Raw genomic sequence first — 13,615 nt, 5'->3', positions numbered from 1 at the left:
TTTCCTTGTCAGTTTTAAATAATAAAAAAATTATAATTTCATTTGTACTAATATTTACTTTTTTAATAATTAATACTGCATCTGCACAAAATACAATATTTTTTAATAGTAAGGATATAACTTCAGAGATTAAAACTGTCAGCCGCGAAGGTGAGCTTTTAATTAGAGCAAGGGACCTAGCAGAATTACTTGATGCAGATTTAACATGGAGACCGGCCTTGAAGTCATTAGAGATGGAATCACAGTCTGTTACAATAAAAATGATGGCTAATAGTCGTTATATCCAGATCGGTAATGATGCTCTGAGAACCAAGGCTGGATTACAGCTGATAAAAAATCAAGCTTATATTCCTCTTGTTAAGTCTATAGAGGCATTTGGATATTTATTAGAGTATCAACGTGATAATGAAGAATTATATATTTTTCAACCAGAAACCACAATAAATGGCGTATCATGGCAGGAAGATGGTAATCAGCTTCAGATTAAAATGGATGAAATAACTCCCTATAGAGTTTTGCACAGTGAGGATGGAACTGAAATAATTATTGAAATAGATAAGGCTGAGATTAATCAAGAGTTTAGTGATAATATTTCTAATAATAATTATTATCTTAAAGTTGTAAATGTTCCTGATAGAGCTTTGTTGAGACTCATAATTAAAAGCAGAACTCCAATTCCTTTTCAGATTGATGGTGGAATATATGAACATGAAGATTCTTTGGTTTTAACATTTTTACCACAATTAAAAGATATTAGAATTAATAAGAATAATCTTTTAAGTGTTGAAGCAACTGGGAAAATTCCCGATGCTAGAACAAAATATTTTTCTGATACTAAAAAAATGGTTATTGACATTCCGTCAGTAGTTATAGGTAATTTTGACTTAGATATTGAGGATAATTCGCTTATAAAAGATATTAAAGTCACTCAGCATGATTTAGACCCTGTTGTTTTAAGAATAGAAGCAACTATGGCAAATGGAGATATCTTTAAACCTCTTCAGCGAAAAGAAAATAATATTTTAACATTTAAACCAGGGCAGCGCTCAGAAATTTCTAATTTAGAATATGCAGAGGGAAGTTTCAGTTTTACATCTTCTTCAGCCTTAAATCCTGAGCTGTTTTTACTTGAAACACCTCCAAGATTAGTTATGAATCTTTATCATGTTAATAGAGGTAAGGGAATACTGGATAAAGTAGAAATTGATAATAATTTGATTAAAAACATTAGGACAGCTCGATTTGATGAGCAGACTGTAAGAATAGTAGCAGATTTAGAGGAATTAACTGGTTACAATTTTGTTGAAGAACAAAAAAATGGTCTGTATTATTATACAGTTAACTTAGAAAATAAATTTGCTAAAATAGAGACTGAAGACAATCAAGACTATCAATACTTAGATATTCTTATGGATTCTAAGGCTGTTTATGAGGTGAAAAAGTTTAATTATCCTCACCGTATTGTTGTAGATTTCCAAAACACTCTAAATAATTTAGATAAATTAGGAGAATTTGAAAAAACTTCTTTGATAAAAGATATAAGAAATAGCAATTATCAACTTGAAGGTAAAGAGGTTACTAGATTAGTTTTTGAACTTAATGAATACTATAGCCATAAGGTTCAGAGTTATGCAGAAGGACATGGAATTAAGATAGCACTGGCTAAAGAATATTTTAAAGACGAAGAAGAAAGGAAAAAAGAAATCGGAAGACATTTAATTGTCGTTGATGCTGGTCATGGTGGCTTTGATCCAGGAGCAATAGGTATTAATGGTTTAGAAGAAAAAGTTCCAAATTTGGCTATTGCTAAGCAAATAGCAGCGCTTTTAGCTTCGGAAAATCAAGATGTCCTATTAACTAGAAGTTCTGATGAATTTCATTCTTTACAAAAAAGGGTTAAATTTGCTAATCAAAGAAAAGCGGATATTTTTGTTAGTATTCATGCAAATTCATTTAACAATTCTCATACTGGTGGGGTAGAAACATATTATAATCAAAGTAGTAATAACCAAAATCGATTTTTAGCTGAAAAAATACATGACAAGTTAGGTAGAAATCTTGGTTTAATTGATCGTGGTATAAAAGATAGCAATTTTTATGTTATCAAATATACTAAAATGCCTTCTGCTCTAATAGAAGTCGGTTTTTTGAGTAATCCTAAAGAAGAACAATTTCTCAAAACTAAGGTCTTTCAAAAAAAAGCAGCTTCATTGATAGTGGATGGAATACTTGATTATTTGGAAGAGAATGGAGGCAAGTAAAATGGCTGCAAAAAAGAAAAAAATTACAGGTGATAAAAAAAGAAAATTGCTACTTGTTTTAAGAATTTTACTTTTGACTGCAGCTCTTTTATATTTATTTTTCTTCTTTTATAATAATTACTTTGTAGAAAATAAAGCAAAACTTTATTTTTCCTCAGTTGATGCTAATTATCTAAAGGTTGAAGAAAGAGTTTTAGACGAAAAAGGTGATTTGTATCTTCAATTATTTAAAGAACTTAAGGCTGGACCTACGGAAAAGGAATTAGTAAGGACTATACCAGAAGAGAGCAAGTTATTAGATTATCAAATAGAAGGGAACAATTTGAAACTAAATTTTAGTCTTGAACTTAGAAATAATCATTGGGGTGGAAGTACAGGGGAACTAATGACTATTTACTCAATTGTAAATACTTACACTTCTTTAGATGAAGTTGAAAGTGTCAAAATATTACTTGAGGGAGAAGAGGTAGAAACACTTGTTGGACATCTTGACTTAAGCCAGCCCTTGATGTACAATCAAAAACTAACTGTAAGTAATTAATATTCTAGATAGGAGTTGGTTTTGTTGAAAGGTTCAAATAGAGCAATAGGGTTATTAGATTCAGGTGTTGGTGGCCTGACAGTTGCTCGAGAAATTTTTAGATTAATGCCAGAGGAGAATATAATTTATTACGGAGATACAATGCATCTCCCATATGGACCAAAAGATTTAAATTTAATTAGGGAGTATGTAGAAGAAATAATACAATATTTAATAAAGAATAAAAATGTTAAAGCTGTTGTAATAGCGTGTAATACAGCAACATCAGCAGCTTTAGATTATGTAAAAAATAAATTTGATATTCCTATTTTTGGAATGATTAAAAGTGCTGCTGCTAGAGCAGTAGAGTTAAGCAGTGATCAAAAAATTGCGATCATTGGGACTGAAGGTACAGTAAATAGTGAATCTTATCAGACTGAGATTTTGAAAATCAATGCAGAGATTCAGCTCTTTGCTAAAGCATGTCCTAGATTTGTTGATTTAGTAGAAGAAGGTAAATTTAATTGTAATGAAGTTCGAAAAACTGCTAGAGATTATCTTTCACCCTTGATAGAAGCTGATGTAGATTCATTAATTCTTGGCTGTACTCATTTCCCTTATTTAACCCCGGTTTTGAGTAGAACAATGGGAGAGAATGTTCAATTAATAAATCCTGCTCATGAAATGGCTTTAGAAGTTAAAAATACGTTAAATAAAATGGGATTGATTAAAAAAACAAATAATAACTCAAATCAACACAAATTTATTGTAAGTGATAAAAATAGAATCTCAAAAAGGTTTTTAGATCACGGTCGTAAGTTTTTAAATTTGAAAGAATTAAATTTCAAAGAAGAAAATATATTTACTAATGATTAAAATGGGAGGCAAATAAATTATGCGCACAGATGGAAGAAAAGTTAATCAATTAAGAGATGTTGAAATTACAAGAAATTATACTAAATATGCTGAAGGATCAGTCCTTGTAGAAACTGGTGACACAATGGTTTTATGTAATGTATCAATTGAAGATAGTGTTCCTTATTTTTTAAGAGGTCAAAATAAAGGGTGGTTGACTGCAGAATACTCCTTATTACCAAGAGCAACTCAAGATAGAAATATTAGAGAAGCAGCAAAAAGAAAATTAAGTGGTAGAACTCAAGAAATACAGCGTTTAATTGGTAGAAGTTTAAGAGCTATCATTGATCTTGATAAGATGGGAGAAAGAACCATTTGGGTTGATTGTGATGTATTACAAGCTGATGGAGGAACTAGAACAGCCTCAATCACAGGTGCCTATGTTGCTTTAGTCGACGCTATTAATTTTATGTTAGATGAAGGGAAATTAGAAGAAAGTCCACTTAAAGGATTCATGGCAGCAACAAGTGTGGGAATTGTTGATGGGACTCCAATGCTTGATTTATGTTATGAAGAGGACTTTAAGGCTCAGGTTGATATGAATATTGCAATGACAGAGGCTGGAGAAATTATTGAAATCCAGGGAACAGCAGAAGAACATCCATTTACTAGAGATGAGTTAGATCAGCTATATGATCTGGCTGAAAAAGGTATTTTAGAGCTGATAGAAGAGCAAAAATTAGAATTGGTTGGCGAATAAGATGCCAAAAATAGTGATTGGAAGTGGAAATCAGCATAAAATAGAAGAGATTAAAGCTTATTTTTCAGATTTAGATTTTAAGTTTGTTGGTCTAGATTCAGAGCTAGAACTTCCAGAAGTTATTGAAGATGGAAAGAATTATAAAGAAAACGCTTTAAAAAAAGCTAGGCAGCGGGCTCAAGAGCTAAATGAAATAGTTTTAGCAGATGACTCTGGACTCTCAGTGGACTATTTAGATGGTGCCCCTGGTATTTATTCAGCAAGATTTGGCGGTGAAGGCTTAACTGATCAAGAAAAATACTTGAAAATATTAGAATTATTAAATGGACAGCCAATAGAAAAAAGAAGGGCTGCTTTTATATCAGTAATTGCACTTGTAGATCCATTTAAAAATATAGAAATTACTGTAAAAGGTCAATGTCCGGGAATTATAGCTAAAGAACCAGCAGGAGAAAATGGATTTGGTTATGATCCTATATTTTATTTACCTGAATACGATAAAACTATGGCCCAAATTAGCCAACAAGAAAAGAATAAAATTAGCCATCGAGGCCGAGCTTTAAAGAAAATGAAAAGAGAAATAAAACAGAGATACAAGTAGTAAAAAAGAGTATTAATTATTTAATTTAATCTAAAAGCATGTAAATGCCGTTTTCTTTTTTGACCGAAAGCGGCATTTCATATATACTATTAATTGTCGTCGCGAAAAAAGTTATTAATTTTTGCGGCACAAAACACGTCGGAGCGTGGCGCAGTTTGGTAGCGCACCTGCTTTGGGAGCAGGGGGTCGAAGGTTCAAATCCTTTCGCTCCGACCATTTTAAATTATAGAACATTTTTTGAGCGGGAGTAGCTCAGTTGGCTAGAGCATCAGCCTTCCAAGCTGAGGGTCGCGAGTTCGAGTCTCGTTTCCCGCTCCATTTTATGCGCCCGTAGCTCAGCCCGGATAGAGCAACGGACTTCTAATCCGTAGGCCACAGGTTCGAATCCTGTCGGGCGCGCCATTTTAAAATTAAAACCAAATATGGTGGATGTAGCTCAGTTGGCTAGAGCGCAGGATTGTGGCTCCTGAGGCCGTGGGTTCAAGCCCCATCATCCACCCCATTTTAAATGTTAATCACCTGAAAAGGTGATTTTTTTATGTTTAAATTTAATAATCTTGACTAGTAACTCTTAAACTAGATATAATTAAATCAAGATAAAACTAAAGAGTTATTATATTCTCTCTTTAATTTAATAAAAAGTTATGCTATAATGTATTCACTCTATGTTGACTATTGGTCAAAAATACAAATGGGGGTAAAAAGAGTGGCAAAGCAAACAAAAAAATCACTAAAAAGACGAAATACAATTTTAAATGAAGCAGAAAAATTATTTATAGAAGAAGGTTTTGAAAAAACTACTGTAAAAGACATAGCAGAACATGCTGGTGTAGCTAAGGGTACATTTTATTATTATTTTGATACAAAAGAAGATATTATTTCTTCCTTATTAGAAAAGAGATATAAAAAAACCGAAAGGAAAGCAAGACATGTTTTAGAAAATAAAAACATGAGTTCATTAGAAAAACTTGAAAAAATAATTTTAAGATTGATCTTTAGTAGAAGAGGTAATTTTAAAGTCTATGAGTTCTTTAAAATTGATGAAAATGCAAAATTTATGAAAGAAAGAAATAAAGAATTTTGGAATAAATTTATGCCTATATTTACTGAAATAGTAAAAGAGGGTGTGGAAAGAGGAGAATTCGAGACTGATTACCCAGAAGAGGTTACTGAAATACTATTTATGGGTATTGATAACTTTTTACACAGACATTATGCTAAATTTACAACTGAAGAGATGTATATTGATAAATTTGCTGCTGTAGAAGAACTGTTAAATCGGACTTTGAATGTTCAGTCTAGAAAAGTAGATTTATCTTTAATGAAGCCTGAAAAATAATATCAATAGCTTAATTATTAATTTTTAAGGAAATTCTATTTATAAAAATGGTGGTGAAAACATGAAAAAAGATTTTAATGATAATGATCTACTTGCTTTTTTAGGTCGTCTAACAAGTAAGTGGGGGACCGGACATGAAAGCGTTAGTAAAATTTTAGATAAAACTCGTAATTTTCTTGATTCCCATAATTATAAACTTCCTTTTATTGATAAAGTAAGTGAGTTACTTGAAATGTTAAGTGAGTACTCCAAGGGTAATTTTAGCTTGAATGATGCAGCAGTGGGTTGGGTTGTAGCCAGTTTGGCTTATTTAATTTTGCCAACAGATTTAATCCCTGATTTTTTACCTGGAATTGGTTTTACAGATGATGCAGCAGTATTTATATTGGCTTTTAGACAGCTCTCACAGGAGCTAGATAATTTTCGCAGATGGAAAGAATTAGAATCTAAAACAATAGAGATAGAAAAAGAATAAATTAAATTTTAATTTTACTGGATATTTTATTTAATTTATTATATAATAGAAAAGATGGAAATTTTAATTCAGGGGTTATATTACAAGATTTTAATTTTTATTAACTAATTTCTAAAAAATCCTTGACAAGAGTAAAAAGCTATGCTAACATTATATGTGCTTTTTGTGAAAAAGAAAAAAAGAATTTTCACTCACAGCATTATTTATCATGCGAAAGTGGCGGAATTGGCAGACGCGCTAGATTTAGGATCTAGTGGGTAATCCCCGTGTGGGTTCGAGTCCCACCTTTCGCACCATTTAATAATTCTGTCATTGACCCCCGATATTGGCCCGGTGCCAGATCGGGGATTATTAACATATAGAGAGTTTTTTAAAAGTTTTATCTAAATATAAGTTAGGGGGAATATTAATGGAAGTAAAGAAAGAAGTATTAGAAGGTAATAAAGTTAAATTGGAAATTGAAATAGAGAGCGAAAGAGTGGATGAAGCTCTAGAACAAGCATATCGTCAGGTAGTTAAAGACGTTGAAATACCTGGATTTAGAAAAGGGAAAGCACCACGTAAAATTATTGAGCAGAGATTTGGTGAAGAAGTTCTGCACAAAGATGCTTTAGATATTTTAATTCCACAGGGATATAGTGAAGCTATAGAAGAAGCTGATATTGAGCCTATAGCACAACCTGATATTGAGGATTTCCATATATCTAAAGGAGAAGCTGCTACATTTACTGCAATAGTAGAAGTTAAACCTGAAGTTGAACTTGGTGAATATAAAGGTTTAGGTATAGAAAAAGAAGATGCAGAAGTAAAAGAGGAAGAAATTTCTCAGCGCTTAGAAAAAATGCAGGATGAACACAGCCAATTAATGACTGCAGATCGCGAAGAACTGCAGGAAGGTGATTTTGCAATAATTGATTTCACTGGTTATGTTGATGGTGAAGAATTTCCAGGTGGTTCGGCGGAAGAATATAGTTTAGAAATTGGATCTGGAAGCTTTATTCCAGGCTTTGAAGAACAACTAATTGGAATGAAGGTAGGGGAAGAAAAAACAGTTGAAGTAACATTCCCAGAAGATTATCAAGCAGAAGATTTAGCTGCTGCTGATGCCTCTTTTGAGGTAACTCTAAAAGAAATTAAAGTTAAGCAGAGACCAGAGTTAAATGATGATTTTGCTGTTGAAGCAAGTGATTATGAAACTATGGATGAATTGAGAGTTAGTATAAAAGAAGAAATAGCTGAACAAAAAGAAACTTCTGTTGAAAATAATTTTAGAGAAAAATTAATTAAAAAAGCAAGCGAAAATGCTGAAGTGAATATGACAGATACTTTAGTCGATGAACAGCTAGATCAAATGTTTGAGAGATTATCTCAGTCTATCTCACAACAAGGTTTAGAAGTAGAAGATTATCTTGGATATATGGGTATGGACGAAGAAAGCTGGAGAGAAGATAACAGAGAAACAGCTTCTGATCGAGCTAAAGAACTACTTGTACTTGAAGCTATAGCTGATATTGAAGATATTGAAGTTAGTGAAGAAGAAATAGATGAAGAGGTTGATGAAATTGCAGAAATGCATGATCAGGAGCCAGAAAAGATTAAAGCTATTCTTCAGATGCAGGGACAGTTAGATCAATTAAAAGAAGATATTAGAAGACAAAAAACAATTGAATTTTTAATAGAAAACAACTAAAATTTGATTATATTGTTAAACAATAACTGTTTTTCAGTATAAAGTTATATATAATAGTTATGAGCCAGATATAATTTAATCTATTTGGCAGCAATAAATCAAAGGAGGTTTTAATCAATGAGTCTAATCCCAATGGTCGTAGAACAAACAAATCGTGGGGAAAGATCATATGATATCTATTCCCGACTTTTAAAAGATAGAATTGTATTTTTGGGTTCACCAGTAACAGATGATGTTGCAAATACTGTTATTGCTCAGCTGCTCTTTTTAGAGGCAGATAATCCAGATAAAGATATTTATTTATATATTAACAGTCCAGGTGGTTCAGTAACTGCTGCTTTGGCAATGTATGATACAATGCAGTATATCAAACCTGATGTTGTTACAATTGGTATGGGACAGGCAGCAAGTGCAGGTGCTCTACTTCTTGCAGCTGGTGCAGAAGGTAAGCGTTATGCTCTTCCTTATGCAAGAGTTATGATTCACCAGCCAGCTGGTGGAGCTCAAGGTAAGGCAACTGAAGCTGAAATTCATATTAAAGAGTTAATGAGAATCAGAGAATTGCTTAACAATATTCTGAGTGACCACACAGGTCAAAGTCCAGAAAAAATTGCTCAAGATGTAGAGAAAGACTATTTCATGACTGCAGAAGAAGCTGTAGATTATGGATTAATTGATGAAGTAATTACACGCAATGAATTAAGTGAAAAGTAATTTAGCCCAAGAGGTGATATAATGTTCAAATTTGGCGATCACGATCACGAAGATGGGGAACTTAAATGTTCCTTTTGTGGTAAAAGCCAGGATCAGGTGAAAAAATTAGTAGCTGGTCCAGGAGTCTATATTTGTGATGAATGTATAGAACTCTGTAATGAAATTGTAGAAGAAGAATTAGATGAGGAATTGGAACTTGAATTTGAGAGTGTTCCAAAACCAAAAGAAATTAAAGGATATCTAGATCAATATGTAATTGGTCAAGATAGAGCAAAAAAATCTTTATCTGTAGCTGTATATAATCATTATAAAAGAGTTAATTCAAATATGATGATTGATGATGTTGAATTACAAAAAAGTAATATTATGATGGTTGGACCAACAGGCTGTGGTAAAACGTTAATGGCTCAAACTCTGGCTAAAATTATAGATGTACCGATCGCAATAACTGATGCTACTTCTTTGACGGAAGCCGGATATGTAGGTGAAGATGTAGAAAATATTTTATTGAAGTTAATTCAGGCTGCTGATTATGATGTAGAAAAGGCAGAAAAGGGTATTATCTATGTTGATGAAATCGATAAAATTGCACGCAAATCAGAAAACACATCTATTACTAGAGATGTTTCTGGAGAGGGAGTACAGCAGGCACTTCTTAAAATTATAGAAGGTACTGTTGCCAGTGTCCCACCACAGGGTGGACGTAAACACCCTCATCAAGAATTTATTCAAATAGATACAACAAATATTCTCTTTATTGCTGGCGGAGCTTTTGATGGTCTGGAGAAATTGATTGACTCCCGTATCAGCGAAAAAGTAATGGGTTTTGGTGCTGATATCAAAACTAAAGAGGATAATAAAAACATTGGAGATACTCTAAAGCATATTCAACCTCAAGACTTATTACACTATGGTTTAATTCCTGAATTTATTGGTAGAATGCCAGTTCAGGTTACTTTAGATCAACTTGAGGAAGAAGATATGGTTCGGATTATGAAGGAACCCAGAAATGCTTTAATTAAACAGTATGAAAAATTCTTTGCAATGGATGATATTGAGCTAGAATTTACTGATGAAGCATTAAAGGCAATAGCGACTAAAGCTTTAGAGCGTGATACTGGTGCTCGAGGTTTAAGATCAGTTGTTGAAAATACTGTTTTAGATATAATGTATGATTTACCATCAAGACCTGAAATTAGAAAGTGTATTATTACTAAGGAAGTTATAGAAGAAAATGCTGATCCAATTCTAGAGATTGATGAAAAACATCTAGAAGAGGAAGAAAGCGCCTAACAGCCAAAAGTTAAAAATTTAACTGTTTAATTTTAATTAAGCTGTATTAGATTTAGAGATAATATTACTCCTAATGAGTGAGTGGTATTATCTCTTTCGTTTTTTTGAATAAAATTGGAGGTTAAATTTTAGTTATCCCGAAATATACAAGTAGAATTAATTATAAGTATTTAAAGTACTTAAATATAATAGATTGAGGTGAATTCTAATGGTCGATAATAATGAAATTAAAGAAGTAATGGAACTGCCTTTACTAGCTTCTCGTGGTGTAATTGTTTTTCCCCATATGGTAATTCCTCTTCTGGTAGGTAGAGATAAATCTATAGCCGCTTTAGAGGAAGCAATGATGGAAGAAAAGAAAATAATAATAGCTGCTCAAAAAGATGAAACAATTGAAGAGCCTGAATTAGATGATATTTATCAATTCGGAACAATTGCGGAAGTGAAACAGCTTGTTAAACTTCCCAATGGAATGATTAAAGTTGTTGTAGAAGGAATAGAAAGAGCTGAAGTTATTGAATATATTGATACAGAAGAATACTTTCTGGCTGAAGTACAAAGCCGTCCAGAAGAAAAAATAGAAGTTAGCAAAGATATAAAGGCTTTAATGAGAACAGTAATTAAAGAATTTGAAGAGTATATTAAATATAATCGAAACTTACCGGCTGAGACTATTATGTCAGCCAGCAATATTGAAGAACCTGGACGTTTAGCAGATGTTATTTCTTCACAGGTAGAATTGAAATACCCACAGCTGCAGGAATTATTAGAAGCAACTGATATTGTTGAACGTTTAGAAAAAATGTTAAGCCTGCTTCAGGATGAGATTGAAGTTTTAAAGATTGAGCAGGATATTAATAATAGAGTTAAGAAAAAAGTAGAAAAAAATCAAAAAGAATATTATTTAAGAGAAAAAATGAAGGTTATTCAAGATGAATTAGATGAAGATAAAAGTTCTACTGATGAGATAGCAGAGTATTTCGAACAACTTGAAAAAGCAGAACTACCTGATAATGTGGAAGAAAAGGTAGAAGAAGAAATAGAAAAGTTAGATCGCACACCAAATATGTCGCCTGAAGCTACAGTTATCCGCAATTATTTGGATTGTATTTTAGATCTACCTTGGAATAAAGTTAAGGAAGACGAAATAGATATTAAAAATTCTGAAGAAATTTTAGAAGCAGATCATTATGGGCTTAAAGATGTTAAAGAAAGAATTTTAGAATATCTTGCTGTTAGAAAAATGGCTCCAGCAAAAAAGAGTCCTATTTTATGTCTTGTAGGAGCTCCTGGTGTAGGTAAAACATCTCTTGGCCGTTCAATTGCTCGAGCACTAGACAGAGATTTTGTCCGTCTTTCTCTAGGTGGAGTTAGAGATGAGGCAGAAATTAGAGGACATAGAAGAACTTATATCGGTTCTCGTCCTGGTAGAATTATAAATGCTATGCGTGATGCAGGCAGCAAAAACCCCGTCTTTTTATTAGATGAGGTTGATAAGATGAGTTCTGATTTCAGAGGTGATCCTGCTTCAGCTCTACTTGAAGTTTTAGATCCAGAGCAAAACAAAGAATTTGGTGATCATTATCTGGAAGTACCATTTGATCTTTCTCAGGTTCTATTTGTAACAACTGCAAATGTTGCTCATACAATTCCAGCTCCGCTTTTAGATAGAATGGAATTAATTGAGATTCCTGGTTATACAGAAGATGAAAAACTTAAAATTGCAGAAAGGCATCTGCTTCCCAAAATATATAAAGATCATGGCCTTGAAGCAGAAAAAATTAATATTTCTTCTAATGCTATTTTAAAAGTTATCAGAGAATACACTAGAGAAGCAGGAGTTAGAAATCTAGAACGAAAATTAGCTGCTATTACAAGAAAGATAGCTAAAGAGTTTGTGGAAGGAAGAGATAAGAAAGCTCTGGTTGCGGTTAATAGTGTTGAGAAATATTTGGGACTAGCTGATTATGAACATCAAAAAAGTAATCTTGAAGATAGAATAGGAGTTGCAACTGGTCTTGCTTATAATCAGGCAGGTGGAGATATCTTAGATATTGAGGTTGCAGTAGTACCAGGAAAAGGTGAACTGACTTTAACTGGTTCTTTAGGTGATGTAATGAAAGAGTCGGCTCAAGCAGCTTTAAGTTATGTTCGTTCAAAACAGAATGAATTAAATTTAAGTGATGGCTTTTATAAAAAATTCGATATTCATATTCATGTACCTCAGGGAGCAGTCCCAAAAGATGGCCCTTCAGCTGGTATTACAATTGCAATTGCCTTAGCTTCAGCTTTAACAGGCCGCAAAGTTAGTGGGGATTATGCAATGACTGGGGAAATTTCATTAAGAGGAAGAGTACTTCCTATTGGTGGTTTAAAAACAAAAATTCTTGCTGGTCGTAGAGCAGGAATAAATAAATTTATTCTACCGAAAAAAAATGAGAATAATTTTAAAGAAATAGAAAAAGAAATTACTAGAGATTTAGATGTTACATTTGTTTCTCATATGGATCAAGTAATGGATATTTTACTACTAGAGGATGAGAATCATGCAGATCACTAATGCTGAATTTTATAAAAGTGTATATAAATATGAAGACTGCCCCAGGCTGCAGCAGCCTGAGGTAGCCTTTAGTGGTCGTTCAAATGTCGGAAAATCATCTTTGATCAATAGGTTAACCAGACAAAAAAAATTAGCCCGAACCAGTAATACTCCTGGTAGAACCCAATGTTTGAATTATTTTAATGTGGATGATAAATTTTATTTAGTTGATTTACCAGGCTATGGTTTTGCCAACGTGCCTCAAAAAGTAAAAGATGACTGGGCGGAGTTAATTGATACTTACTTAAATTATCGGGAAAATTTAATTGGAGTAGTACAAATAATTGACTCTCGTCATAAGCCTACTAAAGACGATAAAATGATGGTTGAATGGCTGCAGGCAAGTGGCTTAAGTTATTTAATTGTTGCTACTAAAGTAGATAAAATTTCAAATAATAAGAAAGCTAAACAAAAAAACTAATCTATAAAGAGTTAAATTTAACAGAAGAAGATAATTTTACTTTCTTTTCTGCTCAGAATGGAGATGGAAGTAAAGAAGTTTATCAAT

The 13,615-nt window shown here is 32.6% G+C and carries 12 protein-coding genes and 5 tRNA genes; all 17 read left to right on the top strand.

The window, feature by feature from the left end; translation table 11 throughout:
* Positions 1 to 5 precede the first annotated feature (5 nt).
* The 17 genes from HSACCH_RS10640 (at position 6) to yihA (ending at position 13,528) form a co-directional block, all read left to right on the top strand.
* Positions 6 to 2,261 (top strand): N-acetylmuramoyl-L-alanine amidase, encoded by a 2,256-nt coding sequence (locus HSACCH_RS10640; protein ID WP_005489781.1) that lies wholly within the window; start codon positions 6 to 8, stop codon positions 2,259 to 2,261.
* A gap of 1 nt (position 2,262) precedes the next feature.
* Positions 2,263 to 2,802, top strand: a complete 540-nt coding sequence (locus tag HSACCH_RS10635) for a GerMN domain-containing protein (protein ID WP_005489779.1) — start codon at positions 2,263 to 2,265, stop codon at positions 2,800 to 2,802.
* Between the two features lie 24 nt (positions 2,803 to 2,826).
* The gene (gene murI, locus HSACCH_RS10630; RefSeq protein ID WP_005489778.1) at positions 2,827 to 3,657 is read left to right on the top strand and encodes a glutamate racemase; all 831 of its coding nucleotides are present in this window, start codon (positions 2,827 to 2,829) and stop codon (positions 3,655 to 3,657) included.
* 19 nt (positions 3,658 to 3,676) lie between these two features.
* Positions 3,677 to 4,396 carry a ribonuclease PH gene (gene rph / locus HSACCH_RS10625; RefSeq protein ID WP_005489776.1) on the top strand — a complete coding sequence of 240 codons (720 nt, stop codon included), beginning with the start codon at positions 3,677 to 3,679 and terminating at the stop codon, positions 4,394 to 4,396.
* 1 nt (position 4,397) lies between these two features.
* Entirely contained in the window at positions 4,398 to 4,997 is a 600-nt protein-coding gene (locus HSACCH_RS10620) for an XTP/dITP diphosphatase (RefSeq protein ID WP_005489775.1), read from the top strand.
* Between the two features lie 139 nt (positions 4,998 to 5,136).
* Positions 5,137 to 5,213, top strand: a tRNA-Pro gene (locus HSACCH_RS10615).
* A 25-nt stretch (positions 5,214 to 5,238) separates the two neighbouring features.
* Positions 5,239 to 5,315, top strand: a tRNA-Gly gene (locus HSACCH_RS10610).
* 6 nt (positions 5,316 to 5,321) lie between these two features.
* Positions 5,322 to 5,399: transfer RNA gene (locus HSACCH_RS10605), tRNA-Arg, on the top strand.
* 23 nt (positions 5,400 to 5,422) lie between these two features.
* Positions 5,423 to 5,499: transfer RNA gene (locus HSACCH_RS10600), tRNA-His, on the top strand.
* 204 nt (positions 5,500 to 5,703) lie between these two features.
* Positions 5,704 to 6,336, top strand: coding sequence for a TetR/AcrR family transcriptional regulator (locus tag HSACCH_RS10595; protein WP_005489773.1), 633 nt, complete (start codon positions 5,704 to 5,706; stop codon positions 6,334 to 6,336).
* A gap of 61 nt (positions 6,337 to 6,397) precedes the next feature.
* The gene (locus HSACCH_RS10590; protein ID WP_005489772.1) at positions 6,398 to 6,811 is read left to right on the top strand and encodes a YkvA family protein; all 414 of its coding nucleotides are present in this window, start codon (positions 6,398 to 6,400) and stop codon (positions 6,809 to 6,811) included.
* Positions 6,812 to 7,021: 210 nt separating this feature from the next.
* Positions 7,022 to 7,107: transfer RNA gene (locus HSACCH_RS10585), tRNA-Leu, on the top strand.
* A gap of 113 nt (positions 7,108 to 7,220) precedes the next feature.
* On the top strand, positions 7,221 to 8,501 hold the full coding sequence (tig, locus tag HSACCH_RS10580) for a trigger factor (protein WP_005489771.1): 1,281 nt from the start codon (positions 7,221 to 7,223) through the stop codon (positions 8,499 to 8,501).
* A 117-nt stretch (positions 8,502 to 8,618) separates the two neighbouring features.
* The gene (gene clpP / locus HSACCH_RS10575) at positions 8,619 to 9,215 is read left to right on the top strand and encodes an ATP-dependent Clp endopeptidase proteolytic subunit ClpP (protein WP_005489770.1); all 597 of its coding nucleotides are present in this window, start codon (positions 8,619 to 8,621) and stop codon (positions 9,213 to 9,215) included.
* Positions 9,216 to 9,236: 21 nt separating this feature from the next.
* Positions 9,237 to 10,508, top strand: a complete 1,272-nt coding sequence (clpX, locus tag HSACCH_RS10570) for an ATP-dependent Clp protease ATP-binding subunit ClpX (RefSeq protein WP_005489769.1) — start codon at positions 9,237 to 9,239, stop codon at positions 10,506 to 10,508.
* 208 nt (positions 10,509 to 10,716) lie between these two features.
* Positions 10,717 to 13,068, top strand: a complete 2,352-nt coding sequence (gene lon, locus HSACCH_RS10565; RefSeq protein WP_005489768.1) for an endopeptidase La — start codon at positions 10,717 to 10,719, stop codon at positions 13,066 to 13,068.
* A complete protein-coding gene (gene yihA, locus HSACCH_RS10560; RefSeq protein ID WP_005489767.1) occupies positions 13,055 to 13,528 on the top strand; it encodes a ribosome biogenesis GTP-binding protein YihA/YsxC in 474 nt (157 codons plus the stop codon). Before lon ends, yihA begins: the two co-directional genes overlap by 14 nt.
* The last annotated feature ends 87 nt before the right edge of the window (positions 13,529 to 13,615 follow it).

The organism is Halanaerobium saccharolyticum subsp. saccharolyticum DSM 6643 (genome assembly GCF_000350165.1).
Lineage (GTDB): Bacteria > Bacillota > Halanaerobiia > Halanaerobiales > Halanaerobiaceae > Halanaerobium > Halanaerobium saccharolyticum.
Note: the sequence above shows the minus strand (reverse complement) of the source record. Positions and strands in the feature narration are given on the sequence as shown.

Coding starts and splice junctions, on each gene's coding strand:
- clpP (WP_005489770.1), top strand. CDS start 8,619: ATGAGTCTAATCCCAATGGTCGTAGAACAAACAAATCGTGGGGAAAGA.
- HSACCH_RS10620 (WP_005489775.1), top strand. CDS start 4,398: ATGCCAAAAATAGTGATTGGAAGTGGAAATCAGCATAAAATAGAAGAG.
- clpX (WP_005489769.1), top strand. CDS start 9,237: ATGTTCAAATTTGGCGATCACGATCACGAAGATGGGGAACTTAAATGT.
- tig (WP_005489771.1), top strand. CDS start 7,221: ATGGAAGTAAAGAAAGAAGTATTAGAAGGTAATAAAGTTAAATTGGAA.
- lon (WP_005489768.1), top strand. CDS start 10,717: ATGGTCGATAATAATGAAATTAAAGAAGTAATGGAACTGCCTTTACTA.
- yihA (WP_005489767.1), top strand. CDS start 13,055: ATGCAGATCACTAATGCTGAATTTTATAAAAGTGTATATAAATATGAA.
- HSACCH_RS10590 (WP_005489772.1), top strand. CDS start 6,398: ATGAAAAAAGATTTTAATGATAATGATCTACTTGCTTTTTTAGGTCGT.
- rph (WP_005489776.1), top strand. CDS start 3,677: ATGCGCACAGATGGAAGAAAAGTTAATCAATTAAGAGATGTTGAAATT.
- HSACCH_RS10635 (WP_005489779.1), top strand. CDS start 2,263: ATGGCTGCAAAAAAGAAAAAAATTACAGGTGATAAAAAAAGAAAATTG.